This window comes from Actinomadura violacea, from assembly GCF_017573465.1.
Classification (GTDB): Bacteria; Actinomycetota; Actinomycetes; order Streptosporangiales; family Streptosporangiaceae; genus Spirillospora; species Spirillospora violacea.
Genome location: NZ_JAGEPF010000014.1, coordinates 151,567 through 168,977 on the forward strand (window position 1 = coordinate 151,567; position 17,411 = coordinate 168,977).

The window sequence follows — 17,411 nt, forward strand, 5'->3', positions numbered from 1 at the left end:
GTGAGGGATACTGGCCGCCGTGGATGAGGTCCAGGTCGTCGTCGCCCATTCTGAACGCGCGACCTTGCGCGTCGGCGATGTGTTCCTGAAGGTGGACGCTGACCAGGCGCGTCTCGACGTCGAGGTCGAGGCGATGGCCCTGGCGCCGGTCCCGACCCCGGAGGTCCTGTGGCGCAAGCCGCCCGCGCTCGCGATCGCCGCCGTCCCGGGGACGGCGCTCGGCCTTCTCGGCGAGCCGTCGACCGCGTCGCCGGCGGCGTGGGCCGCGGCAGGGGCGGCCATCCGGAAGTTGCACGACGCGCCGTTGCCCCCGTGGCGCAGCCGAGGCCCTGGCAAGCTGGCGGCGGATCTCGACGCCGAGTGCGAGTGGCTCCTGGCGAACGACGTCCTTCCGTCCGACCTGGTCACGCGCAACCGCCAGGTCGCCGAGGCCGCGCTCCGGCCGTGGGATCCGGTGTTCACGCACGGCGATCTGCAGATCTCGCACGTGTTCGTGGACGGTGACGAGGTCACCGGCGTCATCGACTGGTCCGAGGCGAGTCAGGGCGACGCCCTGTTCGACCTCGCCATCCTGACGCTCGGGCACGAGGAGCACCTCGGCGACGTCATCGCCGGCTATGGCACCGACGTCGATGTCGACGTGATCCGCGCGTGGTGGTCGTTGCGAAGCCTGCTGGCGATGCGCTGGCTGGCCGAGCACGGCTTCGACCCGTCCGCGCCTGGCTGCGAGGTCGACGTGCTGAGAGCCCGGATGTGAGGCTGCGCGGGTGCGATTGCTAGGTACGCCTAGCAAGGCGGTGCTGGTGATGGGCTCGGCGGGTTCGCGCTTGTCCGTGCTCTAGCGTCGGCCTCCGAAGGTCCAGTCATGGACTTCGATTTCCGCGTAGCGGTCCGCGGCAAGGACGGTGCGGGCGACCTCCGGGGACGATGCGTGGACCAGTGCGGCGGTGCCCAGCCAGGTGCTGCCGTCGTCGGACAGCAGGGGGCCGTAGGCGATCAGCGCGTGGTGGTCGGGTGGCAGGTCGCGGTCGGCGGTGTGGCCCGCACCGAGGCCGAGCACCAGGTAGTGGGTGCCCTCGGTCCGGTCGCCGGTGAACTCCCACATCGTGCGGCCGAGCGTGTTGTGCCACCGCCGCAGCATGACGTCGCGGTAGGCGCCGGCCTGGTAGCCGGGCTCGTCGAAGGCGAATGCGCGCGCCGCGGACGAGTCGGGCAGGTCGACGATGTGGACGCTGCCCGTGGGCGTTTCGCCGTCTTCGGCCAAGGTCGGACCACGGGCGATCATCTCGGCCGCGTACCCGTCCATGTAGGACCAGTGCTCTTCCAAGAGTTCATAGCGCAGTTCCAGAGAGTCGCGCCTGTCACGGTGGTAGCAGAAGAACTCCATGCCGGACAGTCTTCACCATCCTGGCCAGGACATGATCGTCCGCCCAGGCAGCGGGGTCAGTTCGGGTTCTGCACGGGGGTGGCGATGCCCTCTCGTACAAGGCGGAGTAGGCGGTCGGTCTGAGCGGCGCCGGATCCGGCGGTGGCTACAGCGCCGGCCAGTGCCAGGAGGTCCGGTCCGTCGAGGTCGCGGCGGACGGCACCGGTCTCCTGGGCTCTCGCCAGGAGAGGGGCCAGGGCCGCGCGCATGGCCGCATGCCATTCGTCGAAGAGGGGAGAGCGTCCATCCTCCGGAATGGCGCGGGCCAGGTCGCCCTTGTCGGCGACGTGGGTGATGAAGGCCCGCAGCCAGGTGAAGAGCGCGTCCGCAGGCGGCTCATGGTGCAGGAGGTCCCGCCCCTTGGTGGTGAGGTCGGTGACCTCGTCCGAGTAGACGGCGACGAGCAGGTCGCGGCGTGTAGGGAAATGCCGGTACAGGGTGGCGTTGCCCACGCCCGCGTGACGGGCGATGTCGTCGAGGGGCGCGCTGGGGCCGCGCTCAGTGAAGACCTTCTTGGCCACCGTGAGGATGAGGTCGCGGTTGCGCTGCGCGTCCGCCCTGGGCATGGCTCTCCTGACCGTGAACTCCCTGGTCAGTCTACGGCGCCGGTCCACGCGCGGGTGCCTGGAGGGCGGAGCGGGCCGGTCGGGGAGGATGGGGAAGCCAGATGCATCCACGGCGGAAGGACGCAGCGGTGGGGAACATCCGACGAGCGCGAGTGGAAGACCACGAGGCGGTCGTGCGGACGATGCCGGAGTGGTGGGCCGACTCCCGCACTCCGGAGCAGGCACGCCAACTGACGCTGCTGCTGCCCCGGCTGTTCTTTGAGCACTTCTCAGGGACGAGCCTCGTCATGAACGGTGACGACGGCATGGACGGTTTCCTCGTGGGATTTCATTCCGCGGACCACCCGGACGAGGCCTACATCCATTTCGTGGGGGTCGACCCGAAGCGGCGTAAGGACGGCGTCGCGCGGGCGCTGTACGAAAGGTTCTTCGAGGAGGCCGCGGCGGCCGGCCGTACGAAGGTCAAGGCGATCACGTCGCCCGCCAATACCGGCTCCATCGCCTTCCACCGGGCCATGGGCTTCGACGTCCACGAACCAAGCCCCGGACACGACGGCCCTGGGCAGGACCGTGTGCGGTTCGAGAAGACGCTCTAGGCGGCCGCGCGGCTACGGAGGTAGGTGAGGACGGCGAGCACGCGGCGGTTCTTGTCGTCGGTCAACGGCAGGTCGAGCTTGGTGAGGATGTTGCCGACATGCTTGCCCACCGTCACCTCGGCGACGGTGAGGATCTGCGCGATGGCTGTGTTGGAGTGCCCTTCCGCTATGAGGGCGAGCACCTCGCGCTCGCGCGCGGACAGCCGTGACAGCGGATCCCGGCTGCGGCGCAGAAGCTGCCGGACGACCGTGGGGTCGACGACCGTACCGCCGCCCACGACCCGGCGCAGCGCGGCGACGAACTCCTCGACGTCGACGATCCGGTCCTTGAGTAGGTAGCCGACGCTCGTACCGCCGTTGGAGTCGAGCAGGTCGGCGGAGTAGCTCAGCTCGACGTACTGGCTGAGCGCGACGACTGCCAGGCCGGGGTGCGCCTTGCGCAGTTCCACCGCGGCGCGGAGCCCTTCGTCGCTGAATCCGGGCGGCATGCGGATGTCGGTCACCACGAGGTCGGGGGAGTGCTCCTCTACCGCGGCCTTGAGGGCGTCGGCGTCCTCCACTGCGGCGACCACGTCGAAACCGAACTTGCCGAGCAGGCCGACGAGCCCTTCCCGCAGGAGCACGCCGTCTTCGGCGAGGACTACTCGGACGGTCGGCTGCAAGGGAACTCCACGCGTAGGACGGTCGGCCCGCCGGCCGGACTGGACAGGAGCATTCTTCCGTCGATCACCGCTACACGGTCGGCCAGTCCGGTAAGTCCGCTCCCTAGGGCGGGGTTCGCGCCGCCCTTGCCGTCGTCCTCCACCTCCAGGGCCAGGGTTCCGTCGCGCAGGTGGGCCCTTATCCGGCCGTTCTGTGCGCTGCTGTGCTTGGCGATGTTGGACAGGGCCTCCGCGGCGACGAAGTAGGCGGTGCCCTCCTCGTGCGGGGGAAGCCGTTCGGGCAGGTCCGTCTCGACCGTCACGGGTACGGGGGAGCGGTCGGCGAGTTCGCGCAGCGCCGCGGGCAGCCCTCTGTCGGTCAGCACGCGCGGATGGATGCCGCGGATGAGCTCGCGCAACTCGTCCATGAGGAGCTTGGCCTGCTCATGGGCCTCCGACACGTTGCGGCCGGCATCGGAGTCTGAAGGGAGTTCCACCCGGGCCATGCCGAGTTTGAGCGTGAGGCCGATCAGGCGTTGCTGGGCGCCGTCGTGCAGGTCCCGTTCGATGCGCCGCCGCTCTGCCTCGAACGCGTCCACCAGCCGTGCCCTGGAGCGGGACACCTCCACGAGTTCGGCGCGGAGCCGCTCACCGGAGCCTCGTCCGAGAAGGCTTCTGGCCACGGCTCCGTGCGCGCCCGCGAGGACCGCTGCAAGGTAGGGAATGGAGGGCAGCAGAGCCAGCCCGGCTATCGCGTACGGGACGGCGTCCGCCGGAGTCGCCACCTTGGCCAGGCCAAGAGCCACCGGCTCGCCGTCGCCTTGAGCGAGAAGCGGACTGAAGACGAGGCCGGCGACCGCGAACACGTACAACAGCAGCGCGGCGTACAGGACGGGAACCACGGTCACCAGCAGGGATGCGTAGCCCATCTCACGCCAGATGGCGGATTCCCCGTAACGGACCAGCGACCATGTGCGCGGCTCGGAGCCGTTCACGCGAGAGTGGGCCGAGACGATGGGACGGACGTCCACCAACCGGAGCCTGCGGCGTTCCACCTCGGCGACGGGGAGAGCCACCAGCGGGCCCAGACCGGCGACGAACAGGACGCCCAACGCCACGAGCAGCAGGCGCGCGCCGACCCCGTACCCGGACGAGAGGGCGGCGGCCCACGGCAGCACCAGCATCCCGAACGGGACGGCCGCCGCGAGCATCGGGACGGACGTCGACAGCAGGTAGCCCGCGCATCGCCAGGGCCAGGCCGAGATCAGGAACCGCCGCCCGGCCGCGGCCTCCAGCGCGGTGCGGGGCTCGGAGACGGTCATGGAACCCAAGCTAGCCAAGCTCGCGCGGCCGGACGGTATGGCTGGCCATACTTCAAAGATCCTGGTTGGGCGTCATGCGGAGGCTTCGGTCCGGATGGTTCCGTGAACGCATGACCAGCACACCGACGTCCGCCCTCCCGATCGCGGCCCGCGTTCCACCGGGGCTCCCCGCGGCCGAGCTGCTGGACGCGACCCGCGAGTACGGCAGCGGCAACGCGCTGGTCCGTGCCCTCGACGGCGTCTCCATCGCCTTCCCCGCCGGATCGTGGACGGCCGTGATGGGCCCGTCGGGCTCCGGGAAGTCCACCCTGCTGCACTGCGCCGCCGGGCTCGACCGGGTGACGCGGGGCCGGGTCCTGCTCGCCGGGCAGGAGATCACCGGCGCGCCCGACCGGGTGCTGACCGGGCTGCGGCGGCGCACCATGGGCTTCGTCTTCCAGAGCTTCAACCTCATCGGCTCGCTCACCGCCGAGCAGAACGTCGCGCTCCCGCTCAAGCTCGCCGGCGCCCGCGTCCGCCGCGCCGACGTGCGCGCGGTGCTGGCCTCGGTCGGGCTGGGCGACCGGCTGAGACACCGCCCGCGTGAACTGTCCGGCGGGCAGCAGCAGCGCGTCGCGATCGCCCGCGCCATGGTCACCCGGCCCGCCGTCCTGTTCGCCGACGAGCCGACCGGCGCGCTCGACTCCGCGTCCGCCCGCACCGTGCTCGGCCTGCTGCGGACCATGGTCGACCGGGAGGGGCAGAGCATCGCCATGGTCACCCACGACCCGGCCGCCGCGGCGCACGCCGACGCCGTCGTGTTCATGTCCGACGGGCGCCTCGTCGACCGGCTCGTCCGCCCCACGGCCCGCGAGGTGGCCGACCGGCTCGCCCGGCTGGAGGCCGCCCCGTGCTGACCCTCGCCCTCAACACCTTCCGGGAACGCTGGCGGCTGTTCGCCGGCGCCATCACCGCCGTGGCGCTCGGCGTGGCGCTCGTGCAGTCGTCGCTGCTGGTCATGGTGGCCACGGACCGGGCACCGATTCCCGCCGGCGTCACCGGCCGGGCCAGGGAAGAGCTCCGCGAGGGCTACGCCGGGGCGGCCACGCTGCTCGGCATGACGGTGATGCTGTCGGCCTTCCTGACCGTCTTCATCGTCAGCTCGACCTTCGCCTTCACCGTCGCCCAGCGCCGCCGCGATTTGGCCCTGCTCCGCCTCGTCGGCGGCGGCCGCGGCCAGCTCGTCCTGCTGCTGCTCGGCGAGGCGCTGCTGCTCGGCCTCACCGGCACGGCGGCGGGCGTGCTCGTCGGCCTCCCCGCGACCTGGCTGCAGGCCCGGCTGCTGATCGCGCTCGGCTTCCTGCCGGGCGGGTTCCCGCTCGTCTGGGACGGCGGTGTCCTCATCGCCTCCGGCTGCGTCGGGATCACCGTCGCCCTCGTGGGCGTGCTCGCCGCGGCGCGCCGCGCCGCGAAGGTCCGCCCGCTGGACGCGCTGCGCGACACCGGAGGCGCCGCCCGCGTGATGACCCCGATGCGCTGGCTGGCGGGCCTGTCCTGCCTCGCGTTCACGATCTGGATGGTGTCGCTCGCCCAGTCCGCCGACCTGCTCGGCGCCATGCTCATGGGGCTCGGCATCTCCATCATGGGCGCCGTCTCGCTCAGCGCGCTGAGCCCCCTCGTCGTCCCGCTCGCCGGACGCGTCGTGGGCGCCGTCCTGCGGACGAGCACCCTCGGCGAACTGGCCCAGGCCAACCTCCGCGACGGCGTGCGGCGCAGCGCGTCCACCGCCGCCCCGCTCATCGTCCTGGTCGCCCTGCTCCTCGGCCTGACCGGCACCCTCGGGTCCCTGGCGCTGATGTCCGGGGAGGAGCAACGCCACCTCGTCCGCGGCGACCTGGTCGTGACCTCGACCGGTGCCGACCTGGACCGCATCGAGTCCGTCCCCGGCGTCGCGGCCGCATCACCGCAGATCTCCCTGTCCATGAGCGTGACCGCCCGGCACCACGAGGCGAACCGCACATGGCGCCAGACCCACTACTCGGGCATCGTCGCGATCGACGCGGCGGCCTACGCGCGCACCCACGACCTCCACGTCCGCGCGGGCTCGCTCGCCCGGCTCCGCGGCCGGACGATCGCCCTCGGCCCCGGCATGGCGGAGTCGGGAATCCGGGTCGGCTCCACCGTGACCGCCGCCATCAGCGGCCACAAGACGCGACTGAAGGTCGTCGCTGCACTCCGCGCAACGCTGGAGAACTACTCCGAGACGTTCCTCGTGCCACGCGACCTCGTCCCCGCCTCGACCATCGCCACGGCGAAGGCCGAGACCGTGATCCGCCTCGCCCCCGGCACGAGCCGGTCGACGGCTCGGACGGCGATGCGCGCGGCCGGCGCGGACAAGGTCCAGACCGTCCCGCAATGGGCGGACACCAGGACCGCCGCGCAGCAGCGCGGCAACATGGGGATCCTCGCCGTCCTCATGGGCATGGCGGGCGGCTACGCGGTGGTCGCGGTCATCAACGCCGTCATGATCGCCGGTACCGAACGGCGCACCGAGTTCGCCGCCGCCCGGGTCACAGGCCTGACCCGCCCGCAGGTGATCCGTGCCGCACTGATCGAGTCGTGGGCGGTCACCGCGATCGGCCTCGTCCTCGGCTGCACGGTGGCGGCCGGTGCCCTCGCCGGCATGCTCGCCGCCTCGCTGCGCGCCGCGGGCCGCCCCCTGGTCGACGTCCCCTGGACTCTCCTCGGCATCACCACGCTCGCGGCCTTCGCCGTCACGGGAGCCGCCAGCATCTGGACGACCTTCTCCGCGACCAAGCCCCGCCCCGTCGCCCTCCTGGCCGCCCGCGAATGACCCGAACCCGAAGGGAGGCGGCCCCAGGAGGAAGCCCGGCCCACACCACGATGAAGGAACTCAGACGACGCCAGGTGACGGAGGCCAGATCCCGAGTGGTGAGACCAGGTGGTGTCCGGCATGACGCAGGTCAGGCCGCGAGTGACGAAGACCCGGCGGACGTGGCTTGAGCGGAGGCGGAACGAGTGTGTCCGGCTTGGTGGTCGGCGGCGGATTGGGTGGTTCTTGCCGGTGGAGTCGCTGCCGCGGGGCGGAGCGGGTCTCGCTCATTGTGGTCGGGGTGCGGGTTCGGTGCTCGGGGTGGGAGTCGGTGTTGCGGGGCTGTGAAGTGAGCGTGTCAGTACGGCAGGAGGCGGCCCGAGGGGGTCCTCAGGTCCGGCGGGCTCGGTTGACGTGGGGGCTTGGGGCGCTTGATGAGCTGCTGCCGTGCCATGTTGATCATCTCCCCCGTCGGGCCGGGTTTAACCCGTCGATCGAGCCGATGTCACCTGCACCTCGTACGACGCGGGCGCCGCAGGCGAGGTTCAGCGAGCTTATGCGACATCCTCTGCCGGTTCGACCGTTTTTCAGGAAGGACGGTCGACCGAACGTGGTCATGCGGTCACATGTGGTGGCGGCCGAAAGTGGTCGGGGAAGCCCGTTCCGCGGCGCCGGCGCCGGGCGGTATGGACGGTGGTCGTGCGGGTCAGGACACGATGTCGCGGTTGTGGAAGCGGCGGAACGCGAGCGCGAACAGGACCGCGGCGTAGGTGACGGAGATGGCCGCGCCCTTGGCCATGCCGGTCCACTGGATCTGCGGTTGGAGGGCGTCCATCCACGAGTACATCCAGTGCGTCGGCAGGAAGTCGCGCCAGGAGCCGAGGGCGGTGACCGCGTCCAGGATGTTGCTGACGATGACGAGCCCTACGGCGCCGCCGACCGCGCCGAGCGGGGAGTCGGTGACGACCGAGAGAAGGAACGCCAGGGCGGCGACGACGAGCTGGGCCGTGAGGGAGTAGGCGATGACGATCCCCATGCGGCCGATCGCGGTGGACGCGGGGACGGTGCCGCCGGTCGGTAGCTCCACGTCCGCCCAGCCGAAGCCGACGGTGCCCGCGACCAGGGACATCAGCGGCAGCGTGACGACCGCGGCGACCGAGTAGGAGAGGGCGACGATCAGCTTCTGCCGGAGGAGGCGGGCACGCGGGACGGGGGCGGCGAGCAGGTAGCGCAGCGACGACCAGCCGGCCTCGCTGGCCACGGTGTCGCCGCAGAACAGGGCGACGGCGACGACGAGCAGGAAACCGGTCGAGACGAACAGGGCGAACAGCGTGAAGTTCAGAGCGCCGGCGGTGGCGACGTCCACCAGGCTCGGGACACCGTTGCCGGACGGCGAGCCACCGATCTTGAAAGCGCCGACCAGGACCCAAGGCAGGACGAGGAGGATGCTGAAGGCGATGAGGGTGCGCCGGCGCCGGAACTGCCGGATCGCCTCGACGCGCAGCGGGAGCGTGCGCCGCACGCTGTACCCGGCCGGTGACGTCTCCGTCAGATGCGTCTCGGCCGCATCGGGTTCTTCGGAGACCGCCGGTGAGGCGGCCTCGGGCTCTCCGGGGCCGGCCGCGTCGCCCGCCTTCGGCTCTCTGGAAGTGGTCATGGCGTGTGCCCCGGCGTCGTGTCGGTCACCGTCGGACCTCCGGAGGCGGCGGCGCGCATCCCGGGCGCGGCCGTGCTGGCCGGGTCCGTCCTCGGGCTGTTCGTCTCGGGTTCTCTGGGCGCGGTCATGGGGTCTCTCCGATGATCTCCAAAAACGCGTCCTCGAGGCGGCGGCCCGAGCCGACGATGTCGGCGACGGGCCCGGCGGCGACGCGGCGGCCGCCGGCCATCACGACGGCGTGCGTGCAGGTCTGCTCGACCTCGGCGAGCAGGTGGCTGGAGACGATCACGGTGCGGCCGGCGGCGGCGTACCGGACGAGGACCTCGCGCATCTCGCGGATCTGCGGCGGATCGAGCCCGTTGGTCGGTTCGTCGAGGACGAGCAGGTCCGGCAGCCCGAGCATCGCCTGCGCGATGGCGAGCCGCTGCCGCATGCCCTGCGAATACGTCCGGACGGCGCGGTCGAGGGCCGAGCCGAGGCCGGCGATCGCGAGGGCCTCCTCCAGGTGCGCCTCGGCCGCGGGACGGCCGGTGGCGCGCCAGTACAGGTCGAGGTTGTCGCGTCCGGACAGGTGCGGCAGGAACCCGGGGCCCTCGACGAACGAGCCGAGGCGGGCGAGGACGGGCGCGCCGGGGGTGACGCGGTGCCCGAAGATGCGGATCTCGCCGGAGTCGGGACGGATGAGGCCCATCAGCATGCGCAGTGTGGTGGTCTTGCCCGCGCCGTTCGGGCCGAGGAGGCCGAGCACCTGGCCCTTCTCGACGCGGAACGACAGGTCGGCGACGGCGAGGTGGCCGTTCTTGTACGCCTTCGTGAGCCCGATGATCTCCAGCGGGACGTCGGTGCCGCGTTCGCGGGGGCGGCCGCGGCGGACCCCGACGAGCAGCGCGGCGGCGACCGCGAGGCCGGCCAGCGGCAGGATCCACACCCAGCGCGGGATCGGCGCGGGCGCGGTGACCAGGGACGGGTCGGTCGGGACCGTCAGCCCGGACACCGCGCGCACCTGGTACGCGGCGGGCTGCGGCGGCGTCGCGAAGCCCATGTCGGTGGTGGCGATGACGAGCCGGAGGCGGTGGCCGCGGTCGAAACGGTGGTCCATCGCGGGCAGCGTGACGGTGACCTCGCCGCCGGCCGCGCGGAAGGGAGCGGCGATGCGCCGGGCCGGGGTGGCGCCGCCGTCCGGCGACACGTCGTAGAGCTTGGCGAAAAGCGGCCCGCCCTCCGCCGGCTCCTTACCGGCGGCCCCGTTCTCCAGCGGATCTCCGGTGGAGGTGTTCCTCATTGCGCTGAGGCGGACGGTGGCGGCACCGGTGATGCGGAGGGGGTGATCGAGCGGAGGCGTGTCGAACGTGGCGGTCTGTCCGGGCATGTCGGAGGGGAGCGCGCCGGCGGCGCCGCCGAGGGAGCCGAGCGCGCCGAGCCCGGGCAGCGCGGAGACGGCCGCAGGCGTGCCGCCGGCCGGGTTGTGGATCGTCTGCTCGGCGCCGTCCAGGCGAAGCCGCCGCGGGTCGCCGGACAGGCCCGGGTACGCGCCCGCCCTCGCCTCCTGCACGACGACCTGCTGGGTGGAGGAGTCGAGGCCGCCCGCGCGGGTCACCGTGAACCGGGTGCCGGACGTCCCGGCGTGCTTGAGCCGCGCGTCGAAGAAGTCCCGGACGAGCCCGCGCACACGGCCGGTCTCGGGGTCGCCGCCGTCATGCCCGCCCTGGTACCAGACGACCGACACGGGCGCGCCGTTGCGCGCGATGGCTCGCGCGTTCGCGTCCGCCTGGTCGAGCGGGAACAGCGAGTCGGACTGCCCTTGGACGAGCAGGGTCGGCACCTTGATGCTGTCCGCGACGGAGGCCGGGCTCGACCGGCGCAGCGTCGCGATCGCGTCGGCGGTGGGCGCGCCCTCCTCGGCGACCTTCCGGTACATCGTGCACAGGGACGGCAGGAACCGCCCGCAGCCCGCCCCGTTGGACCCGCTGGTGAAGAAGACGCCGGCCCACAGCTTCTTGAACACGCCGTTCTCGGGGCCCGCACCGGCGGCGTTGGGGAACAGCACGTCCGGCAGGCTGTTCCAGGTGATCTCCGGTGCGATCGCGTCGACGCGCCGGTCGTAGGCGGCGGTCATCAGCGCGATCGCGCCGCCGTAGGACTCGCCGGCCATCCCGAGGCGCGGGTCGCCGGGCCCGTCCAGCTGCACCTCCGGCCGCTTCGCCAGCCAGTCGATGAGCTGCCGGGTGTCCTTGACCTCGTAGTCGGGGGAGTCGAGCGCGATCTGGCCCGTGGACGTGCCGAACCCGCGGGCCGTCCAGGTCAGGACGGCGTAACCGGCGCGGGCCAGCGTGCGCGCCTCGCTCGCGACGCCGTACTTGTCGCCGCCGAACCCGTGCCCGAGCATGATCGCCGGTGCCTTCGCGCGCCCGACCGGCTTGTAGAAGGTGGTGTCGAGCGTCACGCGCTGGTCGTCGTGCGGGCCGTCGACGACCTGGACCCGCTGGTCGACGCTGTGCACGCGGGCGGGCCCGTCGGCGCTCGCTCCCCAGGCGGCGCCACCGGCGGCGAGCGCCACGGCGGCCCCGGCGGCGGTCCAGCGCGCCGTCCGGCCCGTCCTGCCCCATCGCGCCCGGATCGCGCCGCCCACCGTCATGCCAGCAGCCTATGCGCGCCCCTGCCGCCCGCCGCTCCGCCCTCGCGCCGATCCTCCCTGCGCCCACCGCCGTACACTCCGCCCCACCCCTACACCCCCCGACGTACCCGAGCCCCGCCCCAACCCGGCGCGCTCCGTCCCAGCCCCTGACCACGCCTCACTGCCCCCCGCTGACCTTCCCCGGCCCGCGCCCTCGGCCCAGCCTTACGCTGCCCGCGCCCGGCCCAGCTCAGCCGCGCCCCGCGCCCGGCCCGGCTTTGCCCTGCCCAGGCGTCGGGCTCGGCGTAGCCGCCCGCGTCCGTCCGTCCGCTTCGCCGCGCCGCGCGTAAGGCCGTGCTCCTGCTGTGCTTCGGGCTTGTGTCGGGGCTTGGTCGTGCCTCGTGTCTGGCTGGCCTTTGCCGCGTCCCGTGCTTGTGGTGCCGGGCTGTGTGGTGCCGGGCCGGGGGCGGGGGCGGGTGTGTGCGGGCTTGGTTGCGGGGTTATTGGGGGGAGTAGGGGGAGAGGGCGGCGGTGAACATGGCGGTGAGGCGGTCGGTGAGTTCGGCCGGGTCGGCGCTGCGCAGGTCGTTGAGGCCGAGCAGGCGGCGGACGGGGCCGCCGCCCATGATGATCGTGGACGCGAGCAGCGCGCGGGCGCGCGGGTTCGGGCCGTCCAGCTGCGCGACGAGCGGTTCGACGATCACGTCCTCGAGGTAGCCGAGCAGGATCTGCTTCACCTCGGGGCTGCCGGCGGAGCGGTCGATCAGCCGGGCCATGGGCGTGACGCGGTGCAGGGTCGCCTGCCGGACGAAGTGCTCGGCGAGCCGGCGGGGCAGCCCGGCGGGGTCGCCGGCGATGACGCCGCGCAGCGCGGACTCGCCGGCGAGGACCTCGCCGAACAGCGCGGCCTTGGAACCGAAGTAGCGGTTGACCAGGGCGGTGTTGGCGTCGGCGGCGGCGGCGATCATGCGGACGGTGACGCCGTCGTAGCCGTGCTCGTGGAATAGGTCGCGCGCGGCGTCCAGGATGCGGCGCCGGGTCGCCTCCCGGTCGCGTTTGCGGTGCTCGCGCTGCTCGGCCTGCTCGATGCTCATCATCGATCCCGATCCGTCCCCGTATGGATCACCCGAATCGCCCCAGTATCCCCCGAGTTGCAAGTAAACAAGCGTGTACATAGCATATATGCAAAACACAGGTAATTACGTTCCATGGGGGCATGGTGGCTCAAGCGAGCGTGGCGCCGGCGGCAGGGCCGGCGGCGCCAGAGCAAGCGAGACCGCAGTACACGCACCGCCAGATCCTGGAGATCCTCTCCGGCCTGATGATGGCGATGCTGACGTCGATGATCTCGTCCACGGTGGTCAGCACGGCCCTGCCGACCATCGTCGGAGACCTCGGCGGTCAGGACCAGCTGTCCTGGGTGGCCAGCGCGACCCTGCTGACGATGACGGCCTCGACCCCGCTGTGGGGCAAGGTCTCCGACATCATCGGCCGCAAGCTCTCCTTCCAGACCGCGCTGCTGATCTTCGTGGTCGCGTCCGTGGCGGGCGGGCTCTCGCAGAACATCGGCATGCTGATCGCGGCGCGCGCCGTCCAGGGCCTCGGCGCCGGCGGGCTGTCCGCGCTGGCGCAGGTCATCCTCGGCGACGTGGTCGAGCCCCGGCAGCGCGGCCGCTACTCCGGCTACATGGGCGCGGTGTTCGGCGTGGCCACCGTCGCCGGGCCGCTGCTCGGCGGGTTCCTCGTGGACGCCGACGGCCTCGGCTGGCGCTGGTGCTTCTACGTCTGCGTGCCGCTGGCCATCATCGCCTTCCTGGTGATCCAGAAGGTGCTGAAGCTGCCGAAGGTGAAGCGCGACACCCGGATCGACGTGTTCGGCGCGTTCACGATCACCGGTGCCGCCACCGCGGTGATGCTGCTGCTGTCGATGGGCGGCAACCAGTTCGAGTGGGCCTCCACCTGGACGTACGCGCTCGGCGGGATCGCGGTGCTGCTGGTGCTCGGGGCGGTGTTCGCCGAGCGCGCCGCGCGGCAGCCGATCCTGCCGCCGCGGCTGTTCCGCAATCCGACGTTCGTGCTGACCTCGCTCGGCTCGCTCTGCGTCGGCATGGCGATGTTCGGCGTCATGATCTACATGCCGCAGTACCTGCAGATCGTCAAGGGACTGAGCCCCACCGCGTCCGGCCTGATGACGCTGCCGCTGGTGGTCGGCATGCTGATCGCCTCGATCGCCTCCGGGCAGCTCGTCACCCGGACCGGCAAGTACAAGATCTTCCCGGTGCTCGGCATGCTGTTCGTCGGCGGCGGGCTGTTCCTGCTGTCCCGGCTGCACGTCGACTCGTCCAGGGTGGAGATCGGCGGCGACATCGCCCTGCTCGGCATCGGTCTCGGCCTCACCATGCAGGTCCTGATCCTCGCCGCGCAGAACGCCGCGAAGATGGAGGACCTGGCGTCGACGACGTCCGGTGTGTCGTTCTTCCGCAACCTCGGCGGTGCGATCGGCGTCGCCGCGTTCGGCGCGATCCTCAACAACCAGCTGCCCGGCGAGATCGCCAAGGGCCTGAGCAAGGCGCACATCCCGATGCCCAAGGGCGGCGGGTCCCTCGGCACGCCGGCGCAGGTGCACGCACTGCCCGAGCCGTTCAAGTCGATCGTGCTCACCGCGTTCACCGAGTCGCTGGAGAAGGTGTTCATCTTCGGTGTGCCGATCGCGGCCATCGGCCTCGTCACGGTGCTGGCCATGAAGGAGCTACCGTTGCGCGGTAAGGCCGGCACGGGCAAGGGGGCGGCACAGGCCCCCGCCGCCACGCCGGTCGACGCGCGGCCGTCCACGCCGATGCCCCCCAACGGCGCCTCGGGGGTCGGCCGGCACGCCCGCGGCCACGAGCAGGCCGCCGCGGAGCAGCAGCTGGCGTCGGTCGGGGCAGGTGCGGTTCCGAAGGAGACGACGATGAACGAGATGCCCGCGAACGGCCTGTCGCCCAACGGTATGGGCGCCGCTCCCGGCGGGTCCCCGGCCGCCGACCCGGCCGCGCAGGCGCGGCTGCTCGCCCAGCAGAACGCCTACGTGCAGGACGGTCTCATGCCGCAGGGTCCCGGCGGTGTCCCCGTCCGCGGGGTGGTCCGCGCGGGCGACGGCGCGCCCGTCCCGTCCGCGGCGCTGACGCTGATCGGCGTGGACGGCCACCAGCTCGGCCGTGCGATCACCCAGGACGACGGCCGGTACGCGCTGCCGACGCCCGGCCCCGGCACCTACGTGCTGATCGCCGCGACGGGCGAGCACGAGCCGCAGGCCGCGACCCTCGTCGTCGGCGACCGCCCGGTCGACTTCGACCTGATGCTGGCGGGCAACGGCGGCCTCGGCGGAACGGTCCGCAGCGCCGGCGGCAGCCCGATCGCGAACGCGATGGTCGTCGTCACCGACGTGCGCGGCGAGGTCGTCGGCACCGGACGGACCGACGCGTCCGGCCAGTACGCCTTCAAGGACGTCGTGACCGGCTCGTACACGCTCGCGGTCAGCGCCGCGGCGCACCGCCCGGTCGCGCTGCCGGTGGAGGTGGCGGGCGGCGGGCAGACCCGGCTGGACGTCGAGCTGCCCGCGGGCGCCCGGGTCCGCGGGACGGTCCGCAACGAGACGGGCGAACCGGTCGGCGACGCCCGCGTCACCCTGGTGGACGCGGCCGGCAACGTCGTCGCGATGGCGATCACCGGCCCGGACGGGGAGTACGCCTTCACCGACCTGACCGGCGGCCAGTACACCGTCATCGCGTCCGGCTACCCGCCGGTGGCGAGCGGGCTGTCGCTGGCCGGCGGCGGCCTGGACGACCACGACCTGAAGCTCGGCTACCCGGACGAGTAAGGCCGATCCCGGGGCCGCCCGAGCGGGACGGCCCCGGCCGACGCAATCACACGAGCCACGAAACTGGAGTGCGGGTCGTTGATGGATGACAGGCGCGGTCTGCGCGGATCGGTGCGGACCAAGGACGGCTGGGCGGTGCGGCACGCCATCGTCACGGTCACGGACCTGGCGGGCCGGCAGGTGACGCGGGAGCAGACCGGGGAGGACGGCGTGCTCGCCGCCGGTCCGCTGCCCGCCGGCACCTACACGGTGATCGTCACGGCGATGGGGTTCCAGCCGGCGGCGTCGACGCTGATCGTGCACGGGTCCGGTGACGCGGACCTCGGCACGCTGGTGCTGGCCCGCGCGGGTGGCACCGAGCTGCCGCCGCCCGGCCCGTGGACGATCGACCCGGCGCACTCGAACGTCGGGGCGGTCGCGCAGCACCTCGGCTTGTCCAGCGTGCGGGGCCGGTTCGCCGCGTTCGAGGGGAGCGTCGAGATCGCCGAGCCGGTGGAGGCGTCCCGGGTGACGGCCCGGATCGAGGCGGCGTCCATCGACACCGGCAACAAGCTGCGCGACGACCACCTGCGCTCGGCGGACTTCCTGAACGTCGACGAGCACCCGGTGATCACCTACGCGGGGACGGGGCTGACCGCCGCAGGTCCGGACCGCTGGACGGTGCACGGCCATCTCACCCTGAACGGGATCACCCAGCCCGTCGACCTGGACATGCTGTTCCTCGGCAGCGGCGGCGACCCGTGGGGCGGGACGCGTGCGGCGTTCCGCGCGACGGCGGAGCTGCGCCGCACCGACTTCGCGATCCGCTACAACCAGATCCTGGAGGCGGGGATCGCGATGGTCGGCGAGAGCCTGAAGGTCGAGCTGGAGATCCAGGCCGTCCAGGGGACCGAACTTCCGCAGGGCTGACCCGCGGCGGTCAGCGAGGGGCCCGTCCGGCGGGGCGGGTGTCCAGTTCGGTGGCGGGGAGCCAGTGGACGGCGGGGTCGTAGTCCAGCCAGCCGTGCTCCCGCGCCGCCGCGGCGAACTCCGCGAGCAGCGACCGCAGCACCGGGTGCTGCTCGCGGGCCCGCCAGATCACCGACCACGAGTACAGCGGGACGGGTCCGGTCAGCGGCACCGACCGGACGTCCGCGGGCACGGCCACGTCCGCCGGCAGCAGCGACACGTGGCCGGGCTCGTCGCGCAGGTGGTCGAGGAAGTAGTCCAGTCCCAGGTTGACCCCGCCGAACTCGCCGGACAACCCGAACTCGGCCAGGAACCGGTCGAGGAAGTCGAGCTTGCCGATCTCGGCGGGGAACCACACCGTCGTACCGGCCAGGTCGGCGGGGCGCAGCGTCGCCGCGTCCGCCAGCGGATGCGCCTCGCCCATCACCGCCGCCATCGGCGCGAGCCGCACCAGCCGGTGCGCCAGGCCGTCCGGCAGCGGCTCGTCCAGCGCGTGGACGCGGCCGAAGCCCGCGTCGCCGTCGCCGCGCCGCAGCGCCGTGACGACCTCCTGCAGACCCCGCTTCAGGTTCGGCTCGATCGGCAGGTCGGGACGGCGCGCCACGACCCGCCGGATCGTCCGCATCGGGTCGAACAGGTGCCCCCACACGTCCAGGCGCAGCGGCCGGTCGTCGCGCCGGGCCGCGACGATCGCGTCGTCCGCCGCCGCGAGCGCGCGCCGCGCCGGCTCCAGGAACCGCTCGCCCGCCGCCGTCAGCCGCACCGAATGCCCGGTGCGGTCGAACAGCCGCACGCCGAGGACGTCCTCCAGCCGTGCGACCCGCTTCGACAGCGCCTGCTGGGTGAGGAAAAGCTCACCCGCCGCGCGTCCGAAATGCAGGTGCTCGGCGGTCGCGACGAACGCCCGCACCTGCGCGAGATCCAGGTCCACGCCGTCCAGCCTGCCCGACGACCGCCGGACGGGCCAACA

14 protein-coding genes are annotated in these 17,411 nt (G+C 72.5%); 6 read left to right on the forward strand and 8 right to left on the reverse strand.

Annotated elements, in window-relative coordinates:
• Positions 1-19 precede the first annotated feature (19 nt).
• Positions 20-757, forward strand: a complete 738-nt coding sequence (locus J4709_RS23235; protein ID WP_208243886.1) for a phosphotransferase family protein — start codon at positions 20-22, stop codon at positions 755-757.
• Between the two features lie 81 nt (positions 758-838).
• On the opposite strand, the gene J4709_RS23240 is transcribed toward J4709_RS23235, so the two are convergent.
• A complete protein-coding gene (locus J4709_RS23240) occupies positions 839-1,387 on the reverse strand; it encodes a YciI family protein (protein WP_208243887.1) in 549 nt (182 codons plus the stop codon).
• A gap of 56 nt (positions 1,388-1,443) precedes the next feature.
• A complete protein-coding gene (locus J4709_RS23245) occupies positions 1,444-1,992 on the reverse strand; it encodes a TetR/AcrR family transcriptional regulator (protein WP_208243888.1) in 549 nt (182 codons plus the stop codon).
• Between the two features lie 101 nt (positions 1,993-2,093).
• Here J4709_RS23245 and J4709_RS23250 point away from each other — a divergent pair, with 101 nt between their 5' ends.
• Positions 2,094-2,588, forward strand: coding sequence for a GNAT family N-acetyltransferase (locus J4709_RS23250; RefSeq protein WP_208243889.1), 495 nt, complete (start codon positions 2,094-2,096; stop codon positions 2,586-2,588).
• Here the strand turns inward: J4709_RS23250 and J4709_RS23255 are convergent.
• On the reverse strand, positions 2,585-3,250 hold the full coding sequence (locus J4709_RS23255; RefSeq protein ID WP_208243890.1) for a LuxR C-terminal-related transcriptional regulator: 666 nt from the start codon (positions 3,248-3,250) through the stop codon (positions 2,585-2,587). The two genes, J4709_RS23250 and J4709_RS23255, sit on opposite strands and share 4 nt — an antisense overlap.
• On the reverse strand, positions 3,229-4,551 hold the full coding sequence (locus tag J4709_RS23260) for a sensor histidine kinase (protein ID WP_208243891.1): 1,323 nt from the start codon (positions 4,549-4,551) through the stop codon (positions 3,229-3,231). Before J4709_RS23260 ends, J4709_RS23255 begins: the two co-directional genes overlap by 22 nt.
• A gap of 110 nt (positions 4,552-4,661) precedes the next feature.
• Here J4709_RS23260 and J4709_RS23265 point away from each other — a divergent pair, with 110 nt between their 5' ends.
• Together J4709_RS23265 and J4709_RS23270 are read left to right on the forward strand one after the other, a co-directional pair.
• On the forward strand, positions 4,662-5,447 hold the full coding sequence (locus tag J4709_RS23265) for an ABC transporter ATP-binding protein (RefSeq protein WP_208243892.1): 786 nt from the start codon (positions 4,662-4,664) through the stop codon (positions 5,445-5,447).
• Complete coding sequence (locus J4709_RS23270; protein WP_208243893.1) at positions 5,441-7,384, forward strand: FtsX-like permease family protein; 1,944 nt, start codon at positions 5,441-5,443, stop codon at positions 7,382-7,384. Before J4709_RS23265 ends, J4709_RS23270 begins: the two co-directional genes overlap by 7 nt.
• A 685-nt stretch (positions 7,385-8,069) precedes the next feature.
• Here J4709_RS23270 and J4709_RS23275 read toward each other — a convergent pair.
• The 3 genes from J4709_RS23275 to J4709_RS23285 all read right to left on the reverse strand — a co-directional run bounded on the left by J4709_RS23275 (position 8,070) and on the right by J4709_RS23285 (position 12,731).
• Positions 8,070-9,020 carry an ABC transporter permease gene (locus J4709_RS23275; RefSeq protein ID WP_208243894.1) on the reverse strand — a complete coding sequence of 317 codons (951 nt, stop codon included), beginning with the start codon at positions 9,018-9,020 and terminating at the stop codon, positions 8,070-8,072.
• A 124-nt stretch (positions 9,021-9,144) separates the two neighbouring features.
• The gene (locus J4709_RS23280) at positions 9,145-11,655 is read right to left on the reverse strand and encodes an alpha/beta fold hydrolase (protein WP_208243895.1); all 2,511 of its coding nucleotides are present in this window, start codon (positions 11,653-11,655) and stop codon (positions 9,145-9,147) included.
• A gap of 479 nt (positions 11,656-12,134) precedes the next feature.
• On the reverse strand, positions 12,135-12,731 hold the full coding sequence (locus J4709_RS23285) for a TetR/AcrR family transcriptional regulator (RefSeq protein WP_232383922.1): 597 nt from the start codon (positions 12,729-12,731) through the stop codon (positions 12,135-12,137).
• A 119-nt stretch (positions 12,732-12,850) separates the two neighbouring features.
• Between J4709_RS23285 and J4709_RS55685 the strand changes: the two genes are divergently transcribed.
• Both J4709_RS55685 and J4709_RS23295 read left to right on the forward strand, forming a co-directional pair.
• On the forward strand, positions 12,851-15,493 hold the full coding sequence (locus J4709_RS55685; RefSeq protein ID WP_208243896.1) for an MFS transporter: 2,643 nt from the start codon (positions 12,851-12,853) through the stop codon (positions 15,491-15,493).
• 81 nt (positions 15,494-15,574) lie between these two features.
• Positions 15,575-16,402, forward strand: coding sequence for a YceI family protein (locus tag J4709_RS23295; RefSeq protein WP_208243897.1), 828 nt, complete (start codon positions 15,575-15,577; stop codon positions 16,400-16,402).
• Between the two features lie 10 nt (positions 16,403-16,412).
• Here the strand turns inward: J4709_RS23295 and J4709_RS23300 are convergent, their stop codons facing one another.
• Entirely contained in the window at positions 16,413-17,372 is a 960-nt protein-coding gene (locus tag J4709_RS23300) for a LysR family transcriptional regulator (protein WP_208243898.1), read from the reverse strand.
• Positions 17,373-17,411 lie beyond the last annotated feature (39 nt).

Coding starts and splice junctions, on each gene's coding strand:
- J4709_RS23245 (WP_208243888.1), bottom strand. CDS start 1,992: ATGCCCAGGGCGGACGCGCAGCGCAACCGCGACCTCATCCTCACGGTG.
- J4709_RS23260 (WP_208243891.1), bottom strand. CDS start 4,551: ATGACCGTCTCCGAGCCCCGCACCGCGCTGGAGGCCGCGGCCGGGCGG.
- J4709_RS23275 (WP_208243894.1), bottom strand. CDS start 9,020: ATGACCACTTCCAGAGAGCCGAAGGCGGGCGACGCGGCCGGCCCCGGA.
- J4709_RS23265 (WP_208243892.1), top strand. CDS start 4,662: ATGACCAGCACACCGACGTCCGCCCTCCCGATCGCGGCCCGCGTTCCA.
- J4709_RS23240 (WP_208243887.1), bottom strand. CDS start 1,387: ATGGAGTTCTTCTGCTACCACCGTGACAGGCGCGACTCTCTGGAACTG.
- J4709_RS55685 (WP_208243896.1), top strand. CDS start 12,851: ATGGTGGCTCAAGCGAGCGTGGCGCCGGCGGCAGGGCCGGCGGCGCCA.
- J4709_RS23280 (WP_208243895.1), bottom strand. CDS start 11,655: ATGACGGTGGGCGGCGCGATCCGGGCGCGATGGGGCAGGACGGGCCGG.
- J4709_RS23285 (WP_232383922.1), bottom strand. CDS start 12,731: ATGATGAGCATCGAGCAGGCCGAGCAGCGCGAGCACCGCAAACGCGAC.
- J4709_RS23250 (WP_208243889.1), top strand. CDS start 2,094: ATGCATCCACGGCGGAAGGACGCAGCGGTGGGGAACATCCGACGAGCG.
- J4709_RS23295 (WP_208243897.1), top strand. CDS start 15,575: ATGGATGACAGGCGCGGTCTGCGCGGATCGGTGCGGACCAAGGACGGC.